Genomic DNA, 25943 nt, shown 5'->3' on the forward strand with positions numbered 1-25943 from the left:
CGATCTGCCCGGCAGCCCGGTTTAAGCGCGGGAGCTGGCCGGTGTGGGATGGATGCTCTGACATACTGATCCGGGAAAATACCTGTCAGAGATGTATATACCCAGTGGGGGTATATTGCAAGGTGCTATTGATACCGATGCCTGCGGCATTAAGGGCCCCGGTCACTGAGGCAAGGATGCCTGCAAATTGCTGATCTATATGCCTATTTCGCTTTTCGGGCTGTTGAACCAGCAAAGTGAAGCTCTTTCCATTCTGTTACGCGATCATACTTAGATGCCCCGGAATGTTCCATAAATCTTGCGTTTTTAAGATGAGTTATCAGTCCTGAAAAAGCGGTGCTCAGGTTTCTATGAGAGCCCACGATAGCGCCAAGGCGATCTCTTACGCCTGACTTGGAATGCTTATGACGGGCAATGGCTGAAATTCCGCCAGAACAAGACGGGCGCTCGTGTCAGAATACCTGTCGGTGGTCCTTTGAAAGCCGCTCTTGATGCAGAGCTTGCGCGACGCATGGGTTCTGAAACTGGTACCAAAACTGAAGCCGTCACTATACTCGTTACAGAGCATGGGCGGCCTTGGACTGAGTCTGGTTTCGGGCCTCGTGGAGAAAAGCATACCCAAAGGCTAACGTAAGGGATGTAACTTTCCATGATTTGCGCGGCACTGCAGTCACGCGCTTGGCAATGGCTGAATGCACAGAGGCGGAGACAGCCGCAATTACCGGGCACAGTTTGCATGATGTGGGAGCAATCCTCGATGCCCACTGTCTAAAACGTGACACTAAGCTTGCACAATCGGCCATTCGCAAGCTCGAAACGAGAACAAATGTCCAACTGAACGTCCAACTGACGGCATCGCGTCCGGAGGTGGTTTATTTAAGTAATTGAACTTGCATGGAAAAAATGGTGGGTGGGCACGGACTCGAACCGTGGACCCGCTGATTAAGAGTCAGCTGCTCTACCAACTGAGCTACACACCCACACTATTTTCAGGCCAGTGCTTGGTATTCACCGGCGCCAGAGCGGCGGAAAATACGCATTTTCCTCTGGGATTCAAGCACAAAATCAGTCTATGACCCTTTTTATTGCGCAATCATGGGGAAAAGACCGATATGGCCCGCCGCGATCTTTCTGGTGCCGTTGAGTTTTCACGGCTTGAGGACTTCACCCTCAATGATGCGCTCGTCATCGAAGAGGTGCTCAATCTGTTTCAACAGCAGGCCCAGCTTTGGGCGCCGCTGCTGGAGGCGTCACACGAAGGCTGGCGCGATGCGGCCCATACCATCAAGGGCGCGGCGTCAGGCATAGGTGCCATGAAACTGTCCGAACTGGCCCACGCGGCCGAGCACGGCGATGTCGAAGGCGCGCCGACGCGGCTTGAGCGCTTAAAAACCGGGCTGGATGAGGCGCTGATGGATGTGGCGGCCTATCTGCACGAATTGCAGCTTAAGTCGCTGAAGGGGTAGGGGGATTGTTTTTGGTTGGATTCTGCGTCCGGAATGTCTAAAGCGGGGGCGAAATCCTCCACAAAACCTAAAATCACGAACCTAAAATATTGCGAACCCTGAAAATATCATGAGCGAAGACCTTCATATCTTGTGTACTGACCGCGACGGCGTGACCCACAATCTGCCGGCCATTGACGGCTGGCGGATCATGGAAATCATCCGCGACAACGGTTTGCCGATTAAGGCCGAGTGCGGCGGCGCGCTTGAGTGTGCGACCTGTCACGTCTATGTTGCGCCGGCATGGTTGGATAAGCTGGTCGAAAAGCGCGACGAAGAGGATGAAAAATTGGACGAAGCCTTTATGGTCAAGCGCAATTCGCGCCTGTCGTGCCAGATTTTGATGAGCGATGAGCTTAACGGCCTTGAAGTGACGCTGGCCCCTGAGGGCTAAGGGACGGGGCTGAGGCGCTTTAAGTTTTTGTGTGTAAATTATGGGGGATGCCCGATGTCGAAATGGTATAAATCGGTTGCACTGGCAGCAGTTGTCGTGGCGAGCTTTGGCGCGTCGCAGGCGCTGGCCTGGGGTTCACACGGGCACCGCCTGATCGGCGAAGAAGCCATGCGGGCCTTGCCGTCTTATTTGCCGTCGTTTCTGAAAACGACACAGTCGATCGCCGATGTCGGGGAATATTCGCGCGAGCCTGACCGCTGGCGCGATGCGGGCTTTGTGCACGATTCCGATCGTAACTCGGCTCATTTCATCGACCTTTATGATGACGGTACGACATTTGCGGGCACGACCATGGATAATCTGCCGCGGACACGCGCCGATTACGACATCGCCGTGGTCGCGGGTGGCAAGAAGCCGTGGCACGCCGGTTATCTGCCCTATGCGCAGATCGACGCCTATCAGCAAGTGGTCAAGGACATGGCCTACTGGCGCGTGTTGCATTATCTAGAGGGGCGCGAAAAGGACCCGGTGAAGCGCGCCTGGTATAAGGCCGATCGCATCCGGCGTGAGCAGTTGATGCTGCGCGATATCGGTATTCTGTCGCACTATATGGGCGACTCGACTAACCCGATGCACCTTAGCATCCATTACAATGGTTGGGATAAGGACACGGCCAACCCGCAGGGGTTCACGCACGAAAAGGTGCATGGCCCGCTGGAGTCCGACTTCGTCAGTGCCCATATCAAGGTTGCCGATGTGCGCGGCAACATGGCCGCACCCGTGACCTGTACCGACAAGATCGAGGTCTGCATGGCCGACAAGATCAAGCGCAACTTCACCCAACTTGTGCCGGTCTATGAGCTCGAAAAAGAAGGCGTGTTCAAAGCGGATGCGCCTTCGGAACTGACGACCAAGGGCACCGTGTTTATGGCCAAGCTGCTGGGGGCCGGGGCGGCTGACCTGCGCGATGTGGTGGTCGATGCCTGGCGCGAGTCCAAGACCATGAAGGTCGGCTATCCGGGAGCGACCTATGATGACATCATCGCCGGTAAGGTGCCGGATATCTATAGCTACCTTAAGGATTAAGGGCGATGGCGGGGACATTGACGTTCGGTGAACGCAACCCCGATCTTGATCTGGTCCGGCGCACCACCGCGCATGGCTTTTTGCTCCGTGACGGGCGGTTAGCCTGCGTGGCCATTGGATTTGATGATCTGATCTATGATGTGCCTGGCGGGGCGGTTGATGGCGATGAAACCCATCATCAGGCATTGATGCGGGAATTCCTTGAGGAAACCGGGCTTGAGGTCACGCCGGGGCGTCTGGTCACCGATGTGCGCCAGTATGTCGTCAACCGTAATAATCCGCGGGAGCAATATGTCAACCATGCCCACTTTTTTGAAGTATCGCTGATCGGTGAGCTGCTTGAGGCCAAGATCGAGGATGATCATGAACTGATCTGGCTGGAGCCGCTTGAGATCATAAAGCGCATTCGCAATGACGGCTATGCCTGGGCGATTACCAAATGGCTGCGGAGCGTGACGTAGCGTGGCAAGGTAAGTGGCAAGTGGCGCTGTGCTCAAAAAAGCGAAGCGTTAGTGCAACTAAAATCCCCTGACCCGTGAGTTGGAGTGGGCGGATGGGCCGCGCAATCTTCTCCTCCCTATCGCAGATGGGGAGGTGGCGCGGCGAAGTCCGCGACGGAGGGGGATAGCTGGGATTAGGTTGTCTGCGTTGACGTTAAGGCATCATAATAAAACTAAGGAAGTGGGTGGAAATCAGAGCGGCGCTATCCCCCTCCGTCTCGTCGCGGAGCTCCGATCCACCTCCCCATTGCTTCGCAATAGGGAGGAGAAATAAGGTACTGACCTGTCCGTCTTCGCCCGGTTCAAGGGGCGGGGGCTGTGTCCCTGTCTTTGCGCAGGATAAACTCGTGGTCGATGGTGGTGCCGACCGGGAAGCCGTATTCGCCCACCTTTTCAAAGCCGTATGACCTGTAAAGGCCAAGAGCGCGCTGGTTTTCGCTCCACACGCCGATCCATTGCGGGGCATCGCCATAGCGCATCGACAGGTAATCGAGACCGATGGTCAGCAACTGTTTGCCTAAGCCCCGGCCCTGCTGTGAGGTGTCAATATAGAGCCGTTTGATCTCGCCCTGAGTGGCAGGATCGGCATCGGTGTGGGGTAAACCGACGGGGCCAACATGGAGGTAGCCGACGACTTGCCCGTCATCCCAAGCCATGCGCCAGAACTGAGCCGGATCAGCCACCTGCGGGGCTAAAACCTCCAGCGCATAGGACCCGCGCAGGAAGGTCTCTAAATCCGTTGGCGGATAAAGATGGGCAAAGGTGTCACAAAAGGTCTTAATTGCCAGATCGGACAGGGCCTGAACATGGTCAGGGGCTATGGGGAGAATATGCATAGTCTCCCCATAGCCTGAGCCGCTTAGGCCAGCAAGGCGCCTTTGGCGGTGGTCAGGAAATCGTGGAATGTTGTCGGCGCCTTACCCATCAGGGTTTGAACATCGGTGGTGACGGCGGATAACTGACCGGCGCGGATAGCGGCTTCGGCCGAGGTCAGCATGTCGGCCACAAAATCGGGCAGACCTGCCGCGATCAGTCCGGCTTTGAAATCAGCATCCGAGACATCGACTACGCTTAAAGGTTTTCCGGTCACTTCGGTGACCAGAGCGGCCACATCAGCATGGCTGAGGGCCTTCGCGCCCGTGATCGTGAAGGTCGCCTTCGGCGCGGGCGGGTTGGCGAGGGCTGAGGCGGAGGCAAGGGCGGCGTCTTCGCGGGTGATGTAGCCGATTTTACCGCCGTTTGTGGAGGTGTACCACTGGCCGGTCTGGATGGCATGGGGCAGGGCCATCAGGGTGTTTTCGGCATACCAGTTATTGCGCAGGAGGGTGTAATCCAGCCCGCTGTTGATGATCGCCTGCTCAGTGCCATAGTGATCCGGCGCAAAGCTGATCAGGTTGCCGGGTTCGGGATTGGGCAGGGAGGTATAGACGATGTGCTTAACGCCTGCGGCCTTGGCGGCGGCAATAGCGGCCTGGTGCTGCTTAAGGCGTTGCCCCGGTACGGCGAGGGCATCGGTCGAGATCAGCAGCAAACGGTCCACGCCTGCGAAGGCCGTGGGTAAGGTTTCGGGTTTGTCGAAATCGGCGGCGCGGGTCTCAAACTTGGTGTTAAGTTTCGACGGATCGCGCGAGGCGGCGATGACTTTCGCGCCGGTCTTACTGGCGATGTGTTTCAAAACCAGTTGGCCCAGTTGGCCGCTGGCGCCGGTGATGAGCAGGGTATCTTGTGACATGGATGTGTATCCTATATAAGAGACGTGGTCTCTTTTCGAGACTATATGCAAAATAGGAACTTAATGCCATCTGTAAAGACGGCAGGTTTTCGGGAGATAGGCATGTTGAAGGAACTACCCACACGTGAAGGGCTAATGGGCGCCGATGTCGATACCATCGTTAAGGCGGTTCTTGGTGGCGCAACTGTCGGCATGAACCCGTCCGATTGTCCGGTGCGTGATGTGCTCGATCACGTCGGCGGCAAGTGGTCGAGCCTGATCTTACTGAACCTCAAGGCCAAAGCGCACCGCTTCGGGGAACTTAAGCGCGCCATCCCCGATATTTCCCAGCGTATGCTGACTCAGACCCTGCGCGATCAGCAACGCGACGGCCTGATCAGCCGCCATGTCTTTCCAACCAATCCGCCCAGCGTCGAATACCGCCTGACCGATCTGGGCGACAGTCTGATTGTGACCTTAAGCCCGCTGATGGCCTGGGCGGTCGATCACCACGCCCGCATCCTTAAGGCGCGGGCGGTGTTTGAGGCGCAATCGGATTAAATTTCATCCTTACCCGATGCGAAAATACAGGCCAGTGTGATCAGGGCCGCGATCAGCAGGTAATAACCCACGAAGTTCAGGCCGTAATTGGCCTGCAACCATGTCGCGGCATAGGGGGCTAATGAGGCCCCGACGATGCCGGCGAAATTAAAGGTCAGGGACGATCCGGTGTACCTTACCCGTGTAGGAAATGGGGCCGCCAGCGCCGTGCCGATCAGGGCGTAGGTCATGCCCATCAGCGCCATGGCAAAGAACGAAAAGACGAAGATGTCGCCTTGCGACCCGCCCATCAGCAGCGGCAGGACGAACGAAAAGGCGGCAATTGCAACCGTGGTAGCGATAAGCACTTCGCGGCGACCGAATTTTTCCGCCATCTTGGCTGAGATCGGGATGAAGATACCAAAGGCAACTGAGCCCATGATCTGGATCGCCAGGGCATCCAGAAACGGAATCTGACGGATCTTGACGTTGTAGGACAACAGATAGGCGCTGCCGATATAGAACAGCACAAAGGTCACCAGCGCCACGAAGGTGCCGAGGAACAGGCTGCGCTTATATTTGCTGAAAATTTCGACCAGCGGGACTTCGACGCGTTCATGCTTATCGATGGCCTGCTGGAACTCAGGCGTCTCGGTGATCGACAGTCGCACCCACAGGCCAATGGCGATCAGGGCGATTGACGCGATGAACGGTATCCGCCAGCCCCAGCTTAACAGGTCGTCCTGAGAGATAAAATGCAGCAATATCCAGAACGCGCCTGACGACAGCAACAGCCCGATCGGGGCCCCAAGCTGCGGGAACATACCGTACCATGACCGCTTGCCTTCGGGGGCGTTTTCGGTCGCCAGAAGCACAGCCCCGCCCCATTCGCCGCCAAGGCCAAAGCCCTGACCGAACCGGCACAGCGACAACAGCAGCGGCGCCCATACCCCAATCTGGGCATAGGACGGCAACAGGCCAATGATGACGGTCGAGATACCCATCGTCAAAAGGGCCGCCACCAGCGTGACCTTGCGGCCTATCCGATCCCCGAAGTGGCCAAACACAATCGCGCCAATCGGGCGGGCAAAAAAGGCGATAGAAAAGGTCGCAAACGACTGCAGCAGCGCCGTGGTCGGGTCGCTGTCGGGGAAGAACAGGGCGGGAAACACCAGCACGGCGGCGGTGGCGTAGACATAGAAATCGAAAAATTCGATGGTCGTGCCAATCAGGCTGGCGACCAGCACCTGCGCGGGTGAGTTCACCGGTTTGGCCGGTGTCAGTGTCGATGTCATAGTCTAAGCCGTGCCCCTTGCTTTTCAGCCCTGTGTGGTTCGTATCAGCCCTTAAGGCCTTGCCAGGCGGTGACGAACGCCCTAGCCTTCTCATACACGATTTCGGCGGTGTCGCCAGGCTTATAGACGCTGGAGCCGATGCCAAATCCGCGCGCGCCAACGCTTAGGTATTCACCCATATTGGTAGGTTCGATTCCGCCGACCGGAAAGACCGGCGTGGTGCGGGGGATGACGGCGTTCATGGCCTTGAGGCCCTTGGGGCCAGCCAGTTCGGCGGGAAACAGCTTGATGGCATCGGCGCCGGCGTCAATAGCGGCAAAGGCTTCGGTCGGCGTGAAGAAGGCCGGGAACGAGATCAGGCCCAGTTGCTTGGCGCGTTTGATGACCTCGACATTGGTGTTGGGGGAGATACAGATCTGCCCGCCGACCGCCGCCAGCATTTCGACATCACTGACCTTAAGCACCGTACCGGCCCCGACAATGGCGCGTTCCCCAAGGCGCTTGGCAATCAGTTCGATGGATTTGAACGGATCGGGCGAATTGAGCGGCACTTCGACGATCTTGAAACCGGCCTCAATCAGGGCATCGCCAATCGCCTCAGCCTCTTCGGGCTTAAGGCCGCGCAGGATGGCCACCAGCGGCAGGGTATTCAGCGCATCGCGCCATTGGTCCATAAGACTCATCGGGGTACTCCTATCGTAACGAATTGATGGCCCACAGGCCGCGGCTGGAGGCGGTGTCGCCGTCATGCTGGGTCACGCGGTCGAAACCGGCAAATTTCAGGGCGGCCTTGTAAAGCTCGATCAAGGCCCCGTCACCGACGATGCCAACCGGCTTGTTGCCGTGCTTTTCTTTTTCAGCCGCGATTTCCGAGCCGATCAGAATGCCCGACATATAGGACGACAGGCTCTCCGGTTTGATATTGTTGAACAGGGCTTCGGTGCGGACGCTAAAGATCAGCGACAGGAACGCCTTATCGTTCAGAGCGCGCTCAACGCCTTTGAGGAAGGCGGCCTCATCGTCCTTATCATCGTCCATCAGAATGCCGAGGATGGAGTTGGCCTTGAGCACCTGGAACATTTCGCCGGTCATGTGGGTGGAAAAGGTCTTGACCTCGCCGCCTTCGACTTGCGCCCACTTGGAATGGGTGCCGGGCAGGATGACCAGCCCCTCGGCGTCATCGCCCAGGCCGTATATCTGCGTTTCTTCGCCGCGCATGACGTTGAGCAGGCCGGTGTCGGGCGACTTGGCATAGAGGCCCGGCACAATCGCCACATCCAGACGCGGGTGAGGGGCGCGCACCAGTTGGGCCGCAATGTCCTTAACCGTAGAAGGACACGCGGCATAGGGCGCTTCGATCCAGCCCTGTCTAGAGCCAACCATGCCCGACAGAATGAACGGTAGGTGGTCTAAACCGGCGAACTCATCCTTGAGCACGCTCATCAGGGCCTGCTCAAAGCTCAAAACCCCAAGGTTTTTCAGCCCGATATTGGCGGCGTGCTTGGCGATGACCGCGCCCGTTTCATCATAAAGGAACATGCGGAAATTGGTCGTGCCCCAATCGGCGCCGATCAGCGTAGGTGTGGTCATCAGTATGTGTTCCTAAACTCTAGCCGCCAAATTGCAGCGTCGGTAATCCGGTGTGGCCGCGTAATAGCGGATGTGGCACCTCAAATAAAGTCCCGGCCTCTTTATCGTCTGGCTGATCGACGGCGGCGGAAGTCACAAACAGGCGGTCAAGGTTCGGGCCCGCAAAGGTCATGGAGGTGATTTGCTTTGCCGGCATAGGGACGGCGAAATCGAGCGTGCCGTCAGGCTTAAAGCGGCTGATGCGCGCCCCGCCCCAGTGGGCAATCCAGATGCCGCCTTGCGCGTCCGTGGTCATGCCGTCCGGTGAGCCATCGGTGTCTTCGTTAAAGGCGACAAATAACCGCTTATTAGACTCGTTGCCGTCGGCATCGAGGTCAAAGACATAGACTTCGCCCGCACCGGAATCCGTATGATAGATTTTGGTGTGATCCGGGCTGAAGGTCGGGCCATTGGCGACCTGATAGGGGCCGTCGATGTGCTTAAAGGTAAGATCCGCTTCAAGGCGGTGAAGCCCGCCGCTTTTTTCGGTCTGCGGCATGTGCAGGCTGCCCGCCCAGATGCGGCCCCACTTATCGGCCTTGGCGTCATTGAGGCGGTTGTCGGGATGCTGCGGTTCCGGATCGCCGATGTGTTTCAGGGTGAACGGCTCCAGCGTCAATTGGGTAAAGCCGGACTTTAAGCCCGCAATAAACCCGCCCTTTTCGCGCTCAATCACCCAGCCGATGGGCTCAGGGAATACCCAGTGTTTCAGGCTTTGGTCGTCCAGACGATACCGATGCAGCTTATGGCCCAGAATATCGACCCAATAGACGGCATTATCGCGCGCCGACCACAGCGGCCCTTCGCCCAGAAACGACCCCGGCGGTGAAATGCGGATAATGTCGTCAGTCATAATGAGTCCCCTGTTTATTGATTTTGTCGGACTTTATTTAACGCATACGCTCCAAAAATCCAGTCTGGAAAGTGCTATGGGTGAAATAATTGTATGATAATTGTGCGGCGAAATATCAGGCCACTCGCGCGAAGTTTACCAACATCGTATCTTGACGTTCGCGTAAAGTTGGCGCACACCTTTCACCAATTAAAAGCTTCGGAGGACGCTACATGGCCGACAGTGCTAATGCCGCCTATATCTATGACACGCTGCGCACCCCGCGCGGTAAGGGTAAAAAAGACGGGTCACTTCACGAAATCACCGCCCTTAACTTATCGGCGCAGGTGCTGGCGGGGCTGGCGGGGCGTAATGGCCTCGATACGGCGCTGGTGGAAGATGTCGTCTGGGGCTGCGTGACGCCGGTGGGCGAGCAGGGCGGGGACATCGCCCGTGCGGCGGTTTTGGCGGCCGGTTACGCCCAAACCTGCGGCGGGGTGCAGATCAACCGTTTTTGTGCCTCAGGCCTTGAGGCCGTCAATATGGCGGCGGCCAAGGTCATCTCCGGTGAGGCCGATATGGCCATTGGCGGCGGCGTTGAGTCGATGAGCCGGGTGCCGATGGGGTCCGACGGCGGGGCCTGGGCGATCGATGTGGCCGCAGCGTTCCCGACCTATTTCGTCCCGCAAGGCGTATCGGCCGATACGATTGCCACTAAGTGGGGCTTTTCACGCGATGACGTCGATGCCTACGCCGTCGAATCTCACAAACGGTCCGCCAAAAGCTGGGCCGAGGGCCGGTTCAAAAAATCGGTGCATCCGGTCAAGGATCAACTGGGTGTCACTATCCTTGACCGCGACGAAACCATCCGCCCCAACACCGACATGCAGGCCCTGGCCGGGCTTAATCCGTCCTTTGCCATGATGGGCGAAATGGGCGGTTTCGATGCGGTCATCAATCAGCGCTATCCTGAACTTGAGCGCATCAACCACATCCACACGCCGGGCAATTCGTCGGCCATCGTCGATGGCTCAGCCGCCGTTCTGGTCGGCAATAAACGCGCCGGTGAGGCGGCGGGCTTGAAGCCGCGCGCCCGTATCAAAGGCATGGCCTCGATCGGCTCGGAGCCGTCGATCATGCTGACCGGGCCGTCCTATGTCACGGAAAAACTGCTGAAGCGGCTGGGCATGAGTGTGGCCGACATCGACCTTTACGAACTGAACGAAGCGTTCGCGTCGGTGGTGTTACGCTACATGCAGGTGCTCGATATTCCGCACGATAAGATCAATGTCTGCGGCGGGGCGATTGCGATGGGACATCCGCTGGGAGCTACCGGGGCGATGATCCTCGGCACCGTGCTGGATGAGCTTGAGCGCACAGGTAAATCAACGGCGCTGGTCACCCTGTGCGTTGGCGGCGGCATGGCCACGGCCACGGTTATTGAGCGTATTTAAAAAGATCGAGGGAGAAAACAAAATGGACAATTTTAAAGTTGAACTCGACTCTGACGGCATTCTGGTCTGCGCGTTTGATACGGTCGGTAAGACCATGAACACCTTCACCAAGGCCGCCCTCGATGACCTGATGGCGATTGCCGAGCGCGCCAAAACCGATGCGGCGGTCAAGGGTGTGGTCATAACGTCTGCTAAGTCCAACGGGTTCTGCGCGGGCGCGGACTTAGAGGAAATGCTGGGCGGGGCATGGGAGTCGGGTACTCTGGACAAAACGGACCCAGAAGCCGAACTCAAGGGCGCGTTTGCCGCGGCGTTCGAGATGAACCGCGTTTACCGTGCGCTGGAAACCTGCGGCAAGCCGGTGGCGGCGGCGATCAACGGTCTGGCGCTGGGCGGCGGGACGGAACTGGTGCTGGCCTGTCATTACCGGGTGCTGTCGGACGGCCCGAAGGTTCAGATGGGTTTGCCCGAAGTCAAGATCGGCCTGTTCCCCGGCGGTGGTGGCTCGCAGCGCTTGCCGCGTTTGATTGGCGCGCAAGCCGCCCTGATGGCCATGTCCGATGGCAAGAGCTTCAAACCCAAGGAGGCGCTGGCCGCCGGTATCGTCCACGAAGTTGTGGCCGATGATCAGGTGGTTGAGGCCGCCAAGACCTGGATCAAAACCAAAGGCGATCCAGTCGCTTTGTGGGACAAGAAAGAGTTCAAAATCCCCGGTGGCGGGCCCTATCATCCGGCGGGTGCGCAGGTGTTCATGATGGGCAATGCCCTGCTGCGTAAGCAGAGCTTTGGCAATTATCCGGCGGTTATTAACTTGATGCACGCCGTCTATGAAGGGCTGCAACTGCCGATCGATTCAGCGCTTAAGGTCGAGACGCGCTATTTCGCCAAGACCCTGATGACGCCGCAGGCCAAGGCCATGATCCGCACCCTGTTCTTCTCGATGCAGGCGGTGGGTAAGGGCTCAGGCCGACCATCTGGTGTGCCCAAGACCGAATTCACCCAAGTGGCCGTGCTGGGCGCCGGCATGATGGGGGCAGGCATCGCCTACGTCACAGCCATGTCAGGCATCAAGGTCGTGCTGATCGACCGCGATCAGGCGGCGGCGGATAAGGGCAAATCCCACTGCGAGGGCCTGCTGAAAAAGGCCGTCTCACGCGGAAAGATGACCGAGGACAAAGCCAAAGGCGTGCTCGACCTGATCACCGCCACCCCGGACTATGGCTTGATCAAGGGCTCGGATCTGGTGGTTGAGGCGGTGTTTGAAAATACCGAACTGAAAGCCGGGGTCACCAAGCTGGCTGAGGCGGAATTGGCGCCGGACGCTGTGTTTGGCTCCAATACCTCGACCATCCCGATTTCCCTGCTGGCCAAGGCGTCGGTGCGCCCGGAAAACTATATCGGCATCCACTTCTTCTCGCCGGTTGATAAGATGATGCTGGTTGAGATCATCATGGGTGAAAAGACCTCTGATGCGACATTGGCGCGTGCGATTGACTATGTGCTGAAGATCAAAAAGACCCCGATCGTGGTCAATGATGAGCGCTTCTTCTTTGCCAATCGCTGCTTCATTCCGTTCACCGCCGAAGGCCTGCACATGTGGGCTGAGGGGATCGCACCAACCATTATCGACAATGTCGGCCGGGCCACGGGTATGCCGCGCGGGCCGCTGGAGATGATGGATGATGTCGCCCTTGATCTGCTGGTCAAGATCACCTCGGAAACCGCCAAGGCCGAAGGGGCGAATTATATCCCCATCCCCGGCGAGGGGGAGGTCGCCAAAATGGTCGCGGATGGCCGTTTAGGCCGTAAAAATGGTAAGGGCTTCTACGACTATCCCGAAGCGGGCGGCAATAAATCCCTGTGGTCGGGCACCAAGGACATGTTCCCGGTGACTATGGCTGAGGCCGATCCCAAACAGGCTGAGGAACTGAAGAAACGGCTGCTCTATATTCAGGCGGTGACGGCGGCGCGTTGCTTTGAGGAAGGCGTAATTACCGACCCGCGCGAAGCCGATGTCGGCTCGATCCTGGGGTGGGGGTTTGCGCCGTGGTCGGGCGGGATTATCTCCCTGATCGACTCGATTGGGGTCGCGTCGTTTGTGGCGGAACTCGACCGCATGACAGGGCTTTATGGCGACCGCTTTGCTCCGCCGCAGCTTTTGCGCGACATGGCCGCCAAGGGCGAGACCTTCTATGGCCGGTTCGGTAAGGCAGACAAGAAAGCGGCTTAAAAAAGTTCTGGTTAGTACCTTACGAACAGCCCGCAGGCCTTGGCTTGCGGGCTGTTTTATGGTGCGTCTGCGAATAAATACCGTTCACATTGTGTTGCAGTGCAATATTTTTCATTGACCGGACTCACACAGGTTTTTAACAATGACAGCGCTGACATTGTTGTTGGCGCTAACTTATGGATGTGTGTGTCATGAAAAATTTCTCCCTAGCGTTTGCCGTTGCCATCTCTTCTGCCCTCATCGGCGGTTCGGCCTTTGCTGAATGTGATCAGGCTCAGTTCCTGGAAACCGGTCGCCTGACGACCCTGGCCGTGTCTGAAAAGCTCGGCATGAGCGCCACCGACGTGGCGCGTAAGACCATCCGCCTTAAGGAATGTGTGGCCGAAGCCAGCGCGATTTCTTCTGAATTTACCTACAGCTATGTCGAAGGTTCCGACACCAAGACCGTCAATGGTTCGGTCAAGATCGCCGATGGTAAGGTTGCCGCGATCAATCTGGGCGGGCGCGACATCTTCGTTGCCTCCGATGACCGTCTGTTCTCCAAGGCGATCAAGCTGAACTAGGTTTGGCTTAATTTTGAAACGCGAAAGGCACCGGCTCCCCCCGGTGCCTTTTTGCTTTTAAACTTCTGCAGGGGTTTTCGCCTTAATCGACAGGGCGTGAATGGGGCCCGCCAGTTCCTCACGCAAAGCTTCATTGACCTTTCTCTGGCGCGCGACGCGGTTCAAGCCTTCAAACGCGTCAGATACGATCAACACAGAAAAATGACTTTCGCCCCCTTCACGCGCGCCTGAGTGTCCACTATGTTTGTCGCTATCATCATGAATCTCCAGTCGTTGCGGGTTAAAGGCGGTTTCCAGCTTGGATTTCAGCCGCTCAGTGACTATTCCCATGATTTCGCTACACCTTTCTGCTAGGATGTTCGATCGGTTTTTTTAAAGCTTCAGGATCACAGTTCATACTATGAGCGACGGTTACAAATATACCCCCAAATTTGGTCTGGACATGCGCATCCGCCCGCCCAAAGAAGGCGAAGTGCAGGGCAAGCGCCCCGAAGACGACGTCCTGTCCCTAAAACCCGGCCAGATTCGCTGCGAATGGCCGGAGTGTCATCGGGCATCGACCGCCAAGGCGCCCAAGTCGCGCGAAATGATGAACGAATACTATAACTTCTGTCAGGCGCACGCGGGCGAGTACAACAAAAACTGGAACTTCTTTTCCGGTATGAGTGAGGGCGAGGCCAAGCAGCATCGTGAGGCCACCATCACCGGCGGCCGTCCGACCTGGCAGTTCCGCGCCTCCCGCGTCAGCCGTGAAGCCGCCAACTTCGCCACCAAGGGGGCGAAAATCGGCAACGGTATGTACGATCCCCACAGCGTCTTTGGCGCTGGCGCCAGCCCTGATCGCAACAAGTCCGAACCGTCTCAGCGTCAGTATGGCAAGATCGAGCGTCAGGCCTTTGCGGACTTGGATCTCGATGTCGGTGCCACGGCGGAACAGATTAGGGTGCGCTACACTGAGATGCTGAAACGCTGCCACCCCGACAACAACGGCGGTGACCGCTCCGCCGAGGACAAGCTGCAACGGGTAATCAAGGCTTATAAAGTCCTCAAAAAGATGTCCTTAGCGTAAAATCGCGGTCTTTGGCCGATTAATACGCGGTCTACGCTTGCGGGTACCTAATGTACCCGCGTCGCTTGCCAGCTATTACTCGCCTCAAATCTCACGATTTTACAGCCGGTGCAGTAAAAGTAGTGGAACCTTCCTCCTCCCTTGCGAAGCGGGGGACCGGGCCGCCGGAGCGGGTGGCTGCGAGCGCAGCGATGCAGACGGAGGGGGCAAATGTCAGAGGACGTATCAGAGGTAAGAACCGGTGGGTGCCAATGCGGCGCGGTGAGGTTCCAAGTCGAAGGAGCGTTGGGTCACGCATCAATCTGCCATTGCCGGATGTGCCAGAAAGCCTATGGCAATTTCTTTGCGCCCCTGGTTAGTGTGCGCGAAGCGACCCTGATCTGGACCAAGGCTGAACCGGCGCGCTTTAAAAGCTCAAACCTCGTGCAGCGCGGATTTTGTGCTAAGTGCGGCACACCCTTGACCTACGAAGCGCCCGACGGGGTGGCAGTATCCATCGCCGCCTTTGATGAGCCTGCGACGATTGTGCCTGAAATTCAGTTCGGCGTTGAGGCCAAACTGGCCTATGTTGATGATCTGCAGAGCCTGCCGACGCGCACAACACTCGAAGACATCGATGCTGCGCCGTTTTTAAATGACCTGATAAGCTATCAGCACCCTGATCATGACTGACAAACATTCGCGCTTTGAACTGCACTTCATCTCCCGCATTGGCTGGTTGCGGGCCGCAGTGCTGGGTGCCAATGATGGCATCGTCTCGACCGCCAGCCTGATCGTCGGTGTGGCGGCAAGCCCCGCGGACAAGGCCACGATCTTGCTGACCGGTGTGGCAGCCCTTGTGGCGGGGGCTCTGTCGATGGCGGCGGGGGAATATGTCTCGGTCAGTTCTCAGGCCGATACCGAAGCCGCCGACCTGGCGCGCGAGACTCAGGAACTGCGCGACTTCCCGCAGGCCGAAGAGGATGAACTGACCCACATCTATATGGAGCGCGGTCTTGACCATGATCTGGCGCGGCAGGTGGCGGTGCAACTGATGCAGAAAGATGCCCTCAAAGCCCACCTGCGTGACGAACTGGGCATGAGTGACCATACCGAAGCCAAGCCTGTTCAGGCGGCGGTGACCTCAGCCGTGACCTTTGCGGTAGGGGCCTCCCTGCCGTTGCTGGCCATGATTTTCAGCCCCCGCGGCCTGATCGTACCGGCTGTGTCGGTCTGCGCGCTGCTGTTTTTGGCAGTGTTAGGGGCCTTGGGCGCTATCAGCGGCGGGGCGAATGTGACCCGTGCGGTGGTGCGGGTTACCTTCTGGGGCGCGCTGGCTCTGGTGGTCACGGCGGGGATCGGGCGGCTGTTCGGGGCGGTGGTTTAACCCACTCAGAGGCGATATGCGCCCGACATCAGGCGGCCATAACAGGCGGCGTCGAACGGCTCATACACTCCGCCATCTTCCTTCATGACAAACAAAGGATCTGAGACCTCCGCCGGGTCAAAGCCCGCCTTGACCAGATCCATCTTCTTGTACTTGAAGGTGCCGGTGGTCTCGGCCTGTTGCAGCAGCCGCACAAACCGCGGTCGGGCATAGGTCGGCAAACCGGCCAGCACATGCTGGCAAAAGTCCTCAATCTTGAAACCCTCGCGCACGATCAGGGCGACCATGCCGGCCTTACCGTCATAGTGCGGCACTTCGACGCCGTAGACGATAGCTTCGTCGACACCGGCGGCACCGGCGCAAACTTCACCCACCTCGGAGGTTGAGACGTTTTCGCCCTTAAAGCGGAAAGTATCGCCGATACGGTCCACAAAATAGAGATAGCCGTCCTTGTCTTGCTTCATCAGGTCGCCGGTGCGGAACCACATGTCGCCTTTCTTGAAGACATCGCGCAGGATTTTCTTTTCCGACGCCGCCTTGTCGGCATAGCCGGAATAGGAATGACGGGCGTCCTGCCCGATAATGCCGATGGCCTCACCGATCTCATCGGGTTTACATTCGATGCACAGACCTTTGGCGTTGCGTTCCGGCAGTTCCTGCTCGACGTCGAACTTGACTAACCGGATATTGAAGGCGCTGCGCAGGTAGGGCGGGGCTCGACCAATAGCCCCGGCCTGACCATCGAAGTTAAATAGCGACACATTGCCTTCGGTCGAGCCGTAAAACTCGATGATTACCGGAATACGAAAGCGGGCTTTGAACGTCTTCCACACGTCCGGGCGCATACCGTTGCCAAAGACCATCTTCAGGCTGTGGCGGGTCTCGTCTTCGGGGTTGGGAGATTGGTGGTTGACCAGATACCGGCACAGTTCGCCAATATAAACAAAATACTGGCAGTTATAGGTGCGGATATCGCTCCAGAACTGGGTGGCGGAAAAGCGTGATTTCAGCACAATCGCCGCCCCGTTCATCAGGGCGGCCCCAACCCCGCACAGCCCGCCGGTCGAATGGTACAGCGGCAGAGTGATATAGATGCGCTCGCCTTCCTTCATGCGGGAGATACCGGCAAAGGCCTGCATATAAAGCTGGGCGCGCGAGTTGGAAATTTTCGCTGCCTTAGGCAAACCTGTCGTGCCGGAGGTGTAGATATAAAGCGCCGTGTCGTGGGCGGTCATGTCCTGACGGATTTGGCGGTCAGGGCGCACCGATGACACCCCGCGCAGGGCGTGATCCAGACTGCGGATCGTCTCAGCCTCATGATCCTTATCCATGCCGAGCACCCACTCGGTTTGGTGGTGGCTAAGCTGTGACGCTATGTCCTCAAAAGCATGGCGGGTGCTCTGGTCAACGATGGTGTGGCTGGCGCCGGAGATATTGATGCAGTGGGCAAGGCCTGCCCCGGTCAGGCCATTATTGATCAGGGCCGTGACCACCCCGACCTTATTTAGGCCCATCCACACGGCGATATATTCGGCACGATTGGGCATGAGCAGGGCCACAGTATCGCCGATCCGCAAACCGCGTGCCCGTGCCCAGTGGGCATAGCGGTTGGCCATCGCATCCAGATCGCGATAGGTCAGGCTCTTGCCATCAAAGATAATGGCGGACGCGCCGCCGTGGCTATCGACCACCCGTTCAAAATCATCGCACACCAGATTGCGGGACTTAGGGTCAATCGGCTTGATGCGCCGTAGAAGCCGCGCCAACCGCTTGAGGAAGATGAATTCGCGTTTGATCCCGTCAAATAGGTTCATATCCTGGATTCCGCTTGTACCTGTAGGGTTCGCCTTTTGTGGGCAAGGCTTATTATTAACCTACCATAGCGCGGATTTGGAAATGTCAAAGCAAAAAGTTTCCGCGAACGGCAACTTTTGTCAGGTCAAGGCTGGGGTGCGATCTGTACCGTTACGTCTGACGATTTGCTGGACGCGATTTGCAGCACATAATCGCCCGGTTGCAGGTCATAGCTTACAATCTTGCGGATGCCGGAACAGTCTGGGCCATGGCCGTGACGGATAGACTTCAGCGGCGTTTTATCCTTGATCAGATCAATCCAGACGCCGCTGGAGGCGGCAACGCCGTAGGGACCGCTGTCGGTGATGTGCACCAGCATTAAACCGGCAAAACTGTCAGGGCTTTGAGCCTTGGCCGGAGCCGACGCAAAGGTCACCTGCGGGGTGGCGACTAGTGCCGCCTTATAGGCCTTGCCGGTCTCAAGGAATGGCGCATTGGCCCCGTTGGTGGCGGCATTGACCTCGGCAGGTGTGGCCCATGTTTCAAAGCCTGCGCTGACCACCGGATCGGTGGGGCAGGTGGTGGTTTGGGCCATGACGGATGTGGCAGACAGGGCCATAAAGGCGGCTATACATAATACGCGCACGGTATTTGTCCTCTAAAATTCAGCCGCCATTAACCGCTCAAATTGCGTTCGACATAAGGCCTTTTTTGCGCGCATCTTAATCCCAAAACCCAAGATATTAAGATTTGGCACTTTTTGGGATGCGCTTACCCGAACGTATCGCACGCATCCGGGTCGCCGGAGTTGTAGCCGGTTTTGAACCACTGCATCCGCTCGGCTGAGGAACCGTGGGTGAAGCTGTCGGGCACAACGCTGCCGGTCGAGCGCTTTTGCAGGGTGTCATCACCGACCGCCGACGCCGCGCGTAAGGCTTCGTCAAGGTCGCCGCTTTCCAGCCAGTTCAGTTGGTCGTTCGATTGCCGCGCCCAGATACCGGCATAGCAATCGGCCTGAAGCTCAAGCTTGACCGACAGCTTATTGCCTTCGGCTTCGCTCAGGCGGCCCTGGGCGTTCTGAACGCGCTGGCTGAGGCCGAGTACGTTCTGGACATGGTGGCCGACTTCGTGACCGATGACATAGGCCTTGGCGAAATCCCCGCCCGCGCCCATCTGGGTATCGAGCGTCTGAAAGAAATTGAGATCGAGGTAAACCCGCTCATCCGCCGGGCAATAGAACGGCCCCATCGCCGCCTGGCCATAGCCGCAACCGGTCGAGGTGCCTTCGGTATAGAGCACAACCGTTGACGGGCGGTAGGTGCGGCCGGTCTGCTGGAAAATCTGAGCCCAGACATCATTGGCCGAGGTATGGACGACATCGGCAAACGCGCCTTCTTCGTCGGTGGGCGTGCCCTCGACGCCGGCCTGCTGTTGGGCAGGGCCTTGCGCCTGATTGACAATCTGGGTCAGTTGTTGTGGGTCAACCCCAAGGAAATAGCCGATCAGGGCGATGACAATCACCCCGATGCCACCTCCACCGGCAATCGCGCCGCCGCTTAAGCCTCTGCGGTCTTCGACACCGCCTCTGCGGCCCAGATCCCATTTCATGCGGTCATCCCCTATGCTTGTTCGCGTAAACTATAGGCTCAGATTGCTCTCAAGGCAAAGGGGGAAGGGCGTCGAAGTTTGTAAAGGAGGCGTTAGCGTTGCACGGAATACCCTCTGGTCGCTACTCACGATTACGCCCTATGCATTAACTATGTGGGCACGTTTGTTGCATGGATTTTTTCATATTGTAGAAAATGCACCTAAAGGTGGAATTTATTGCTGGGTTAAGGGGATTGTTAGATCCTTAGCTCGGCAGAAATTTCTCACGACACTGTGGCGCCGACAAGGGGAGACAAAGAGATGATTACTTATGGGCGAGGACTTGCGGGCACCGATTTGTCCAAGATGCGAAGGTTGGACAACAGTAACATTACTGTTCTGGGCTACGGGCTTAACGGAGCATCTACAGCCGGGGTAAAGAGTCCTCCAAGTTCTAAGGCTGAGAGTATGAGCACATCCACAGTCACAACGTCTCCAAAGACGCAGGGCGGGTTTTCGGTTCCGAATCCAAGCACGTTGTCTGCTGATACCGCAAAGGCAAAAGCAGATGAGCTCCGCGGCATGATTGAGAAAAATACGGTCCCTCGTTTGACGATCGACATGGGCGGCGGGGTGCAGTTCACACCATCTCATTCCACCTATCTCTCCATGCTGGAAGATGCGATCACCTAGGGAAAATCCTTGGTTTAGTATGCTATCCAAAACGCTTGATCGGCATATAGACTGATCGTATGCCTGTGCCGACGCTTTTGGGTGCGTCTTATATATAGAGCTGTGGTTTCTCCTTAAACTCTACGGCCTTTAGCGATTCCCACCTTGACGCCCGTTAATCCCTAAGTTATAGCGGCCCATCATTTTTGAGGCTGAGGGATAAAACCCTCTTTCCCAATCCAAATCATGCAGGGCCTGTGTGCCCGCCGTAACCTCCATAGCGCAGGTTGCGGCTTTTGTGTTTGTCACGAATGTATGCCGGGGCGGGGTCTTTAAAGCGTAACCATCCAACCGAGACCCTCCGGCCAAACGGCACAGGTCTTATCAGAGCATAGAAGCGAAACCCTAATGCCCACAGTTAACCAGCTTATCCGTAAGCCACGTCAGCCTAAGCCAAAGCGCAACAAGGTTCCGGCCCTTAAGGGTTGCCCTCAGCGTCGCGGCGTGTGTACGCGCGTTTACACCACGACCCCGAAGAAGCCGAACTCGGCGCTTCGTAAGGTTGCCAAGGTCCGTCTGACCTCGCAAATCGAAGCCGTGTGCTACATCCCCGGTGAAGGCCACAACCTTCAGGAACACTCCGTGGTTCTGATCCGCGGCGGCCGTGTGAAGGATCTTCCCGGCGTCCGCTACCACATCCTGCGCGGCGTGCTCGATACGCAAGGCGTTAAGAACCGTAAGCAACGCCGTTCGCACTACGGTGCGAAGCGTCCTAAGTAAGGATTACACCACATGTCACGTCGTCACCGCGCAGAGAAGCGCGACGTTCTGCCCGATCCCGTATACGGCGATCTGGTTGTCACCAAGTTCATGAACTACGTCATGTACGAAGGCAAAAAGGCTGTGGCTGAAAACATCGTTTACGGTGCTTTCGACATCCTGGTTGCCAAGAAAAAAGACGCAACCGCCATTGAAACTTTCCATGCCGCCCTCGACAACGTAGCGCCTTCGATCGAAGTCCGCTCACGCCGCGTCGGTGGGGCGACCTATCAGGTTCCGGTCGAAGTCCGCTCGGAGCGCCGTCGCGCTCTGGCGATCCGCTGGCTGGTCAACGCTGCGCGCAAGCGTGGTGAAAACACTATGACGGAAAAGCTGGCCGGCGAACTGCTGGATGCTTCCAACAACCGTGGTACGGCTGTGAAGAAGCGCGAAGATACCCATAAGATGGCCGAAGCTAACCGCGCCTTCTCGCACTATCGCTGGTAGTCTGGCGCTGGAAACAGCGACTACAGCGGACACGGTGTCATCACCCTGTCAAAAAAGAGCTTTAACGCGCGGGTGGTTTGGTTTAAACCGCCCGCGCGCCTTATGGTTCAGGTCGCCGGGTTTTTTAGCCTGAAACGACCAATACCCCGAATTTGACCCTTAGTTTGAGGCTATCACTATGCCCCGCAGTCACAACATCGAGGACTACCGTAACTTTGGTATTATGGCGCACATCGACGCCGGTAAGACCACGACCACGGAACGTATCCTCTATTACACCGGCAAATCCCACAAGATCGGCGAAGTCCACGATGGCGCGGCCACCATGGACTGGATGGAGCAGGAGCAGGAGCGCGGCATCACGATTACGTCCGCTGCGACGACTGCTTTCTGGGATGGCAAGCGCCTGAACATCATCGACACCCCAGGCCACGTGGACTTCACCATCGAAGTTGAGCGTTCGCTTCGCGTGCTTGATGGCGCGGTTGCCGTGCTTGACGGTAACGCCGGTGTTGAGCCCCAGACCGAAACCGTCTGGCGTCAGGCCGACAAGTACAACGTGCCGCGTATCGTCTTCGTCAACAAGATGGACAAGATCGGCGCTGACTTCGATAAGTCGGTTCAGTCGATCCGCGACCGTCTGGGCGCCAAGGCTGTGCCGATCCAGTTCCCGATCGGTTCGGAAAACACCCTGTCCGGCCTCGTTGACATCGTGAAGATGAAGGCGATTGTCTGGGACAACGATGCCCTCGGTGCTAACTATGCCGAACACGAAATTCCGGCCGATCTGGTTGATAAGGCTAACGAAGCCCGTCAGTACCTGATCGATAACGCCGTTGAACTCGACGACGAGGCGATGGAAGCTTACCTCGAAGGCAATGAGCCTTCGACCGAAGTGATCAAGAAGTGCATCCGTAAAGCCGTTCTGAACGGGGCCTTCTATCCGATCCTGTGCGGTTCGGCCTTCAAGAACAAGGGTGTTCAGACCCTGCTCGACGCCGTGGTCGATTATCTGCCGTCGCCGGTCGATATTCCGCCGACCAAGGGCATCGACTATAAGACCGAAGAAGAAGTTGTACGTCGCGCATCTGACGAAGAGCCTCTGTCGGTTCTGGCGTTCAAGATCATGGATGACCCGTTCGTCGGTTCGCTGACCTTCTGCCGCCTCTATTCGGGCAAGATGGAAGCTGGCATGGGCCTGCTCAACTCGACCCGCGATAAGCGCGAGCGCGTTGGCCGTATGCTGCTCATGCACTCCAACAACCGTGAAGACATCAAGGAAGCCTATGCCGGCGATATCGTCGCTCTGGCTGGCCTCAAGGACACCCGCACCGGCGATACCCTGTGCGATCCGCTGAAGTCCCCGGTTATTCTTGAGCGCATGGAATTCCCGGCACCGGTTATCGAAATCGCCGTGGAACCCAAGTCCAAAGCCGATCAGGAAAAGCTGGGCGTGGCTCTGGCCAAACTGGCTTCGGAAGACCCGTCCTTCACCGTTTCGACCGACCACGAGTCGGGCCAGACGATCCTGAAGGGCATGGGCGAACTTCACCTCGACATCAAGATCGACATCCTGAAGCGTACCTATAAGGTTGAAGCCAATATCGGCGCGCCGCAGGTGGCCTACCGCGAATCGATCACCCGTAAGGCTGAAATTGACTACACCCACAAGAAGCAAACCGGTGGTACAGGCCAGTTCGCCCGCATCAAGGTTGTGGTGGAACCGGGTGAACCCGGCACCGGCTTTGTGTTCGAATCGGGCGTCGTTGGTGGTGCGGTTCCAAAGGAATACATCCCAGGCGTCATCAAGGGCTTTGAATCGTCCAAGGAAAACGGCCTGCTGGCTGGCTTCCCTGTGATCGACTTTAAGGTCACCCTGATTGACGGCGCCTACCATGACGTCGACTCCTCGGTTCTGGCCTTCGAAATCGCCGCTCGTGCGGCGTTCAAGGAACTTCGTGAGAAGGGCGGGCCCAAGCTGCTCGAGCCGATCATGAAGGTCGAAGTCGTAACCCCCGAAGAATACCTCGGTTCGGTCATCGGCGATCTCAACGGTCGTCGCGGTATGATCCAGGGTCAGGACATGCGCGGTAACGCCATTGTCGTTGACGCGTTCGTGCCACTGGCCAACATGTTCGGCTACGTGAACACCCTGCGCGGTATGTCGCAAGGCCGCGCCCAGTTCTCGATGGTCTACGATCACTACGAGCCCGTGCCGCAGCACGTCGCCGACGAAGTGATCAAGAAGTACGCTTAATATCAAACCGCTTGGCCCGTCGCATTTTGTATGCTACGGGCCAGCAACCCTAAACATAACTTACAAAGTTCAACCCCTAACCGAGTGAAGGCCCGCCTAATGCGCGGGGATTTGAAATGGCCAAGGAAAAATTCAACCGTACTAAGCCGCACTGCAACATTGGCACGATTGGTCACGTTGACCACGGCAAGACGACGCTGACGGCAGCAATCACGATGACGCTGGCCAAGTCCGGCGGCGCGGTCGCCAAGGCATATGCCGACATCGACGCTGCCCCTGAAGAAAAAGCACGCGGCATCACCATCAACACCGCCCACGTCGAATATGAGACGGCTAACCGTCACTATGCGCACGTCGACTGCCCAGGCCACGCCGACTATGTGAAGAACATGATCACCGGTGCTGCTCAGATGGACGGCGCTATTCTGGTGGTTTCGGCCGCTGACGGCCCGATGCCGCAAACCCGCGAGCACATCCTGCTGGCCCGTCAGGTCGGTGTTCCGGCGCTGGTCGTGTTCATGAACAAGGTTGACCTTGTTGACGATGCTGAACTGCTTGAGCTGGTTGAAATGGAAGTTCGTGAACTTCTGTCGTCTTACCAGTTCCCCGGCGACGATATCCCCATCACCATGGGTTCGGCTAAGGCCGCAACCGATGGCGTAAACCCGGAAATCGGTGAAAACCAGATCATCGCCCTGATGAAGACGGTTGACGAATACATCCCGCAGCCTGAGCGTCCGATCGATCTGCCGTTCCTGATGCCGGTTGAAGACGTGTTCTCGATCTCTGGCCGTGGTACGGTTGTGACCGGTCGCGTCGAGCGTGGTATCGTGAAAGTCGGTGAAGAAGTCGAAATCGTCGGCATCCGTCCGGTCCAAAAGACGACCTGCACGGGCGTTGAAATGTTCCGCAAGCTGCTTGACCAAGGTCAAGCGGGTGACAACGTCGGCGTTCTGCTGCGCGGCACCAAGCGTGAAGACGTTGAGCGTGGTCAGGTTCTGTGTAAGCCAGGCTCGATCACCCCGCACACCAAGTTCATTGCCGAAGCCTACATCCTGAACAAGGAAGAAGGCGGTCGTCACACGCCGTTCTTCACCAACTACCGTCCGCAGTTCTACTTCCGTACGACGGACGTGACCGGTATCGTGAAGCTGAAAGAAGGCGTGGAAATGATCATGCCGGGCGACAATGCTGAGCTGGACGTCGAGCTGATCACCCCGATCGCCATGGAAGAGAAGCTGCGCTTCGCTATCCGTGAAGGTGGCCGTACCGTCGGCGCCGGCGTCGTCGCGAAGATCATTGCCTAGGCAGGGACTTGTCCCTGCACCCCTAACCGGGAGCGGCGGATAAACTTGTGATTTAGATAAAACCCTCTGAGCTTGTCTCAGGGGGTTTTTCTATGTCAAAAGACTTGGAACAAGTTGAGGGGCTAATGAACAACACAAATCCATCGCGTCGTGTCTACACAGATGACGAACGATTAAAGCGCGCCTGCTTACGCTCAGCTATGCATATACGCGGTCTCTGGGAGGAAAAAGGTTCGTCGGACACGCGCCTGTTGGAGGGCTTATTCATACCGGATGACCTTACTATCGTGGGTAAGTCGGTTAACTGTGACGCTACGGCTTGCCGGGAACATGTGGTTCCGCGTCTCGTGATCATAAAAGAATGTCACGTTATGTTGGAGCGTGGTCTAAGCGACGAAGAGATTGCTGATTTTATTTTAAAGCACACTAAAATCGTTTTGATCTCTCCTTTTGAGCGGGAAAGGCTGGATAGCAAGGATCAATTAGGTATGCGTCAAACCATGCCTGATGGATGGGGATTCGGTGACGATATTTATGCGCGTCTGAGACTTGCCGATATCCAATGGGACGATGTCGGTATTAACAGGCAGTCACATCTCGGTGAAGGCGCATAGGCGGCCCGCAGGCAATAGGTTAGGTTGCGGATGTGAAAGAACTGATCCGCACCAATAATATGGTCCTGATTTCCTATGTGGAAACCCTGCTGAAATCGGCAGGGCTGGCCTATTTCGTAGCGGATAGAAACATCAGTGCGACCGAAGGCTCGATCGGGTTGTTCCCCAAGCGCATACTGGTTGAGGCCGACGGGTTTGACGAAGCGCGCACTTTGATGCAAGACGCAGGCTTGGGGGGCGAACTGCGGCCTCTGAAATAGTTTTTCGTGAGG

28 protein-coding genes and 1 tRNA gene are annotated in these 25943 nt (G+C 57.2%); 18 read left to right on the forward strand and 11 right to left on the reverse strand.

Annotated elements, in window-relative coordinates; translation table 11 throughout:
* Window positions 1–904: 904 nt before the first annotated feature.
* Window positions 905–980: transfer RNA gene (locus tag IE102_RS16445), tRNA-Lys, on the reverse strand.
* A gap of 132 nt (window positions 981–1112) precedes the next feature.
* Between IE102_RS16445 and IE102_RS16450 the strand changes: the two genes are divergently transcribed.
* The 4 genes from IE102_RS16450 (at window position 1113) to IE102_RS16465 (ending at window position 3446) form a co-directional block, all read left to right on the forward strand.
* Window positions 1113–1466, forward strand: coding sequence for an Hpt domain-containing protein (locus IE102_RS16450; protein ID WP_189488727.1), 354 nt, complete (start codon window positions 1113–1115; stop codon window positions 1464–1466).
* A gap of 109 nt (window positions 1467–1575) precedes the next feature.
* On the forward strand, window positions 1576–1899 hold the full coding sequence (locus IE102_RS16455; RefSeq protein WP_189488729.1) for a 2Fe-2S iron-sulfur cluster-binding protein: 324 nt from the start codon (window positions 1576–1578) through the stop codon (window positions 1897–1899).
* A gap of 54 nt (window positions 1900–1953) precedes the next feature.
* Window positions 1954–2985: a hypothetical protein gene (locus IE102_RS16460; protein WP_189488731.1), complete on the forward strand. Its 1032-nt coding sequence runs from the start codon at window positions 1954–1956 to the stop codon at window positions 2983–2985.
* A 5-nt stretch (window positions 2986–2990) separates the two neighbouring features.
* Window positions 2991–3446: an NUDIX domain-containing protein gene (locus tag IE102_RS16465; RefSeq protein WP_189488733.1), complete on the forward strand. Its 456-nt coding sequence runs from the start codon at window positions 2991–2993 to the stop codon at window positions 3444–3446.
* 341 nt (window positions 3447–3787) lie between these two features.
* On the opposite strand, the gene IE102_RS16470 is transcribed toward IE102_RS16465, so the two are convergent.
* Together IE102_RS16470 and IE102_RS16475 are read right to left on the reverse strand one after the other, a co-directional pair.
* Window positions 3788–4321 carry a GNAT family N-acetyltransferase gene (locus IE102_RS16470; RefSeq protein WP_189488736.1) on the reverse strand — a complete coding sequence of 178 codons (534 nt, stop codon included), beginning with the start codon at window positions 4319–4321 and terminating at the stop codon, window positions 3788–3790.
* Between the two features lie 23 nt (window positions 4322–4344).
* Entirely contained in the window at window positions 4345–5217 is an 873-nt protein-coding gene (locus IE102_RS16475) for an SDR family oxidoreductase (RefSeq protein ID WP_189488738.1), read from the reverse strand.
* Between the two features lie 102 nt (window positions 5218–5319).
* On the opposite strand from IE102_RS16475, the gene IE102_RS16480 reads away from it, so the two are divergent.
* Window positions 5320–5757 (forward strand): winged helix-turn-helix transcriptional regulator, encoded by a 438-nt coding sequence (locus tag IE102_RS16480; protein ID WP_229807830.1) that lies wholly within the window; start codon window positions 5320–5322, stop codon window positions 5755–5757.
* Here the strand turns inward: IE102_RS16480 and IE102_RS16485 are convergent.
* Genes IE102_RS16485 through IE102_RS16500 form a run of 4 tightly spaced genes read right to left on the reverse strand, consistent with a single transcriptional unit; the run spans window position 5754 to window position 9513 of the window.
* Window positions 5754–7031, reverse strand: coding sequence for an MFS transporter (locus IE102_RS16485; protein WP_189488740.1), 1278 nt, complete (start codon window positions 7029–7031; stop codon window positions 5754–5756). The genes IE102_RS16480 and IE102_RS16485 overlap by 4 nt on opposite strands.
* Window positions 7032–7075: 44 nt before the next feature.
* A complete protein-coding gene (locus tag IE102_RS16490; RefSeq protein ID WP_189488742.1) occupies window positions 7076–7714 on the reverse strand; it encodes a 2-dehydro-3-deoxy-6-phosphogalactonate aldolase in 639 nt (212 codons plus the stop codon).
* Window positions 7715–7724: 10 nt separating this feature from the next.
* Window positions 7725–8621, reverse strand: coding sequence for a 2-dehydro-3-deoxygalactonokinase (locus IE102_RS16495; RefSeq protein WP_189488744.1), 897 nt, complete (start codon window positions 8619–8621; stop codon window positions 7725–7727).
* A 19-nt stretch (window positions 8622–8640) separates the two neighbouring features.
* Window positions 8641–9513 (reverse strand): SMP-30/gluconolactonase/LRE family protein, encoded by an 873-nt coding sequence (locus IE102_RS16500; protein ID WP_189488746.1) that lies wholly within the window; start codon window positions 9511–9513, stop codon window positions 8641–8643.
* 212 nt (window positions 9514–9725) lie between these two features.
* On the opposite strand from IE102_RS16500, the gene IE102_RS16505 reads away from it, so the two are divergent.
* The 3 genes from IE102_RS16505 to IE102_RS16515 all read left to right on the forward strand — a co-directional run bounded on the left by IE102_RS16505 (window position 9726) and on the right by IE102_RS16515 (window position 13739).
* Window positions 9726–10946, forward strand: coding sequence for an acetyl-CoA C-acetyltransferase (locus IE102_RS16505; protein WP_189488748.1), 1221 nt, complete (start codon window positions 9726–9728; stop codon window positions 10944–10946).
* A gap of 22 nt (window positions 10947–10968) precedes the next feature.
* Window positions 10969–13176, forward strand: coding sequence for a 3-hydroxyacyl-CoA dehydrogenase NAD-binding domain-containing protein (locus tag IE102_RS16510; RefSeq protein WP_189488750.1), 2208 nt, complete (start codon window positions 10969–10971; stop codon window positions 13174–13176).
* 191 nt (window positions 13177–13367) lie between these two features.
* Entirely contained in the window at window positions 13368–13739 is a 372-nt protein-coding gene (locus tag IE102_RS16515; RefSeq protein ID WP_189488752.1) for a hypothetical protein, read from the forward strand.
* A 57-nt stretch (window positions 13740–13796) separates the two neighbouring features.
* Here the strand turns inward: IE102_RS16515 and IE102_RS16520 are convergent, their stop codons facing one another.
* Window positions 13797–14069, reverse strand: a complete 273-nt coding sequence (locus IE102_RS16520; protein ID WP_189488754.1) for a BolA family protein — start codon at window positions 14067–14069, stop codon at window positions 13797–13799.
* A gap of 70 nt (window positions 14070–14139) precedes the next feature.
* Between IE102_RS16520 and IE102_RS16525 the strand changes: the two genes are divergently transcribed.
* The 3 genes from IE102_RS16525 (at window position 14140) to IE102_RS16535 (ending at window position 16174) form a co-directional block, all read left to right on the forward strand.
* Window positions 14140–14808 carry a J domain-containing protein gene (locus IE102_RS16525; protein ID WP_189488756.1) on the forward strand — a complete coding sequence of 223 codons (669 nt, stop codon included), beginning with the start codon at window positions 14140–14142 and terminating at the stop codon, window positions 14806–14808.
* A gap of 210 nt (window positions 14809–15018) precedes the next feature.
* Complete coding sequence (locus IE102_RS16530; RefSeq protein ID WP_189488757.1) at window positions 15019–15480, forward strand: GFA family protein; 462 nt, start codon at window positions 15019–15021, stop codon at window positions 15478–15480.
* A complete protein-coding gene (locus IE102_RS16535) occupies window positions 15473–16174 on the forward strand; it encodes a VIT1/CCC1 transporter family protein (RefSeq protein ID WP_189488759.1) in 702 nt (233 codons plus the stop codon). Before IE102_RS16530 ends, IE102_RS16535 begins: the two co-directional genes overlap by 8 nt.
* A 5-nt stretch (window positions 16175–16179) precedes the next feature.
* Here the strand turns inward: IE102_RS16535 and IE102_RS16540 are convergent, their stop codons facing one another.
* The 3 genes from IE102_RS16540 to ypfJ form a co-directional block, all read right to left on the reverse strand.
* Window positions 16180–17988 carry a long-chain-acyl-CoA synthetase gene (locus IE102_RS16540; protein WP_189488761.1) on the reverse strand — a complete coding sequence of 603 codons (1809 nt, stop codon included), beginning with the start codon at window positions 17986–17988 and terminating at the stop codon, window positions 16180–16182.
* A gap of 125 nt (window positions 17989–18113) precedes the next feature.
* Complete coding sequence (locus IE102_RS16545) at window positions 18114–18614, reverse strand: hypothetical protein (RefSeq protein ID WP_189488763.1); 501 nt, start codon at window positions 18612–18614, stop codon at window positions 18114–18116.
* A gap of 125 nt (window positions 18615–18739) precedes the next feature.
* A complete protein-coding gene (ypfJ, locus tag IE102_RS16550; RefSeq protein WP_189488765.1) occupies window positions 18740–19576 on the reverse strand; it encodes a KPN_02809 family neutral zinc metallopeptidase in 837 nt (278 codons plus the stop codon).
* 447 nt (window positions 19577–20023) lie between these two features.
* On the opposite strand from ypfJ, the gene IE102_RS16555 reads away from it, so the two are divergent.
* The 7 genes from IE102_RS16555 (at window position 20024) to IE102_RS16585 (ending at window position 25931) form a co-directional block, all read left to right on the forward strand.
* Window positions 20024–20248 (forward strand): hypothetical protein, encoded by a 225-nt coding sequence (locus IE102_RS16555; RefSeq protein ID WP_189488767.1) that lies wholly within the window; start codon window positions 20024–20026, stop codon window positions 20246–20248.
* Window positions 20249–20635: 387 nt separating this feature from the next.
* Window positions 20636–21007 (forward strand): 30S ribosomal protein S12, encoded by a 372-nt coding sequence (rpsL, locus tag IE102_RS16560; protein WP_006275291.1) that lies wholly within the window; start codon window positions 20636–20638, stop codon window positions 21005–21007.
* 12 nt (window positions 21008–21019) lie between these two features.
* On the forward strand, window positions 21020–21493 hold the full coding sequence (gene rpsG, locus IE102_RS16565) for a 30S ribosomal protein S7 (protein ID WP_189488768.1): 474 nt from the start codon (window positions 21020–21022) through the stop codon (window positions 21491–21493).
* Window positions 21494–21671: 178 nt separating this feature from the next.
* On the forward strand, window positions 21672–23750 hold the full coding sequence (fusA, locus tag IE102_RS16570) for an elongation factor G (protein ID WP_189488770.1): 2079 nt from the start codon (window positions 21672–21674) through the stop codon (window positions 23748–23750).
* Between the two features lie 116 nt (window positions 23751–23866).
* Complete coding sequence (gene tuf / locus IE102_RS16575; protein ID WP_189487066.1) at window positions 23867–25057, forward strand: elongation factor Tu; 1191 nt, start codon at window positions 23867–23869, stop codon at window positions 25055–25057.
* Window positions 25058–25149: 92 nt separating this feature from the next.
* Complete coding sequence (locus IE102_RS16580) at window positions 25150–25671, forward strand: hypothetical protein (RefSeq protein ID WP_189488772.1); 522 nt, start codon at window positions 25150–25152, stop codon at window positions 25669–25671.
* A gap of 32 nt (window positions 25672–25703) precedes the next feature.
* Window positions 25704–25931 (forward strand): putative signal transducing protein, encoded by a 228-nt coding sequence (locus IE102_RS16585; protein WP_189488774.1) that lies wholly within the window; start codon window positions 25704–25706, stop codon window positions 25929–25931.
* Window positions 25932–25943 lie beyond the last annotated feature (12 nt).

Origin of the sequence: Asticcacaulis endophyticus, from assembly GCF_014652575.1 — a bacterium.
Classification (GTDB): domain Bacteria; phylum Pseudomonadota; class Alphaproteobacteria; order Caulobacterales; family Caulobacteraceae; genus Asticcacaulis; species Asticcacaulis endophyticus.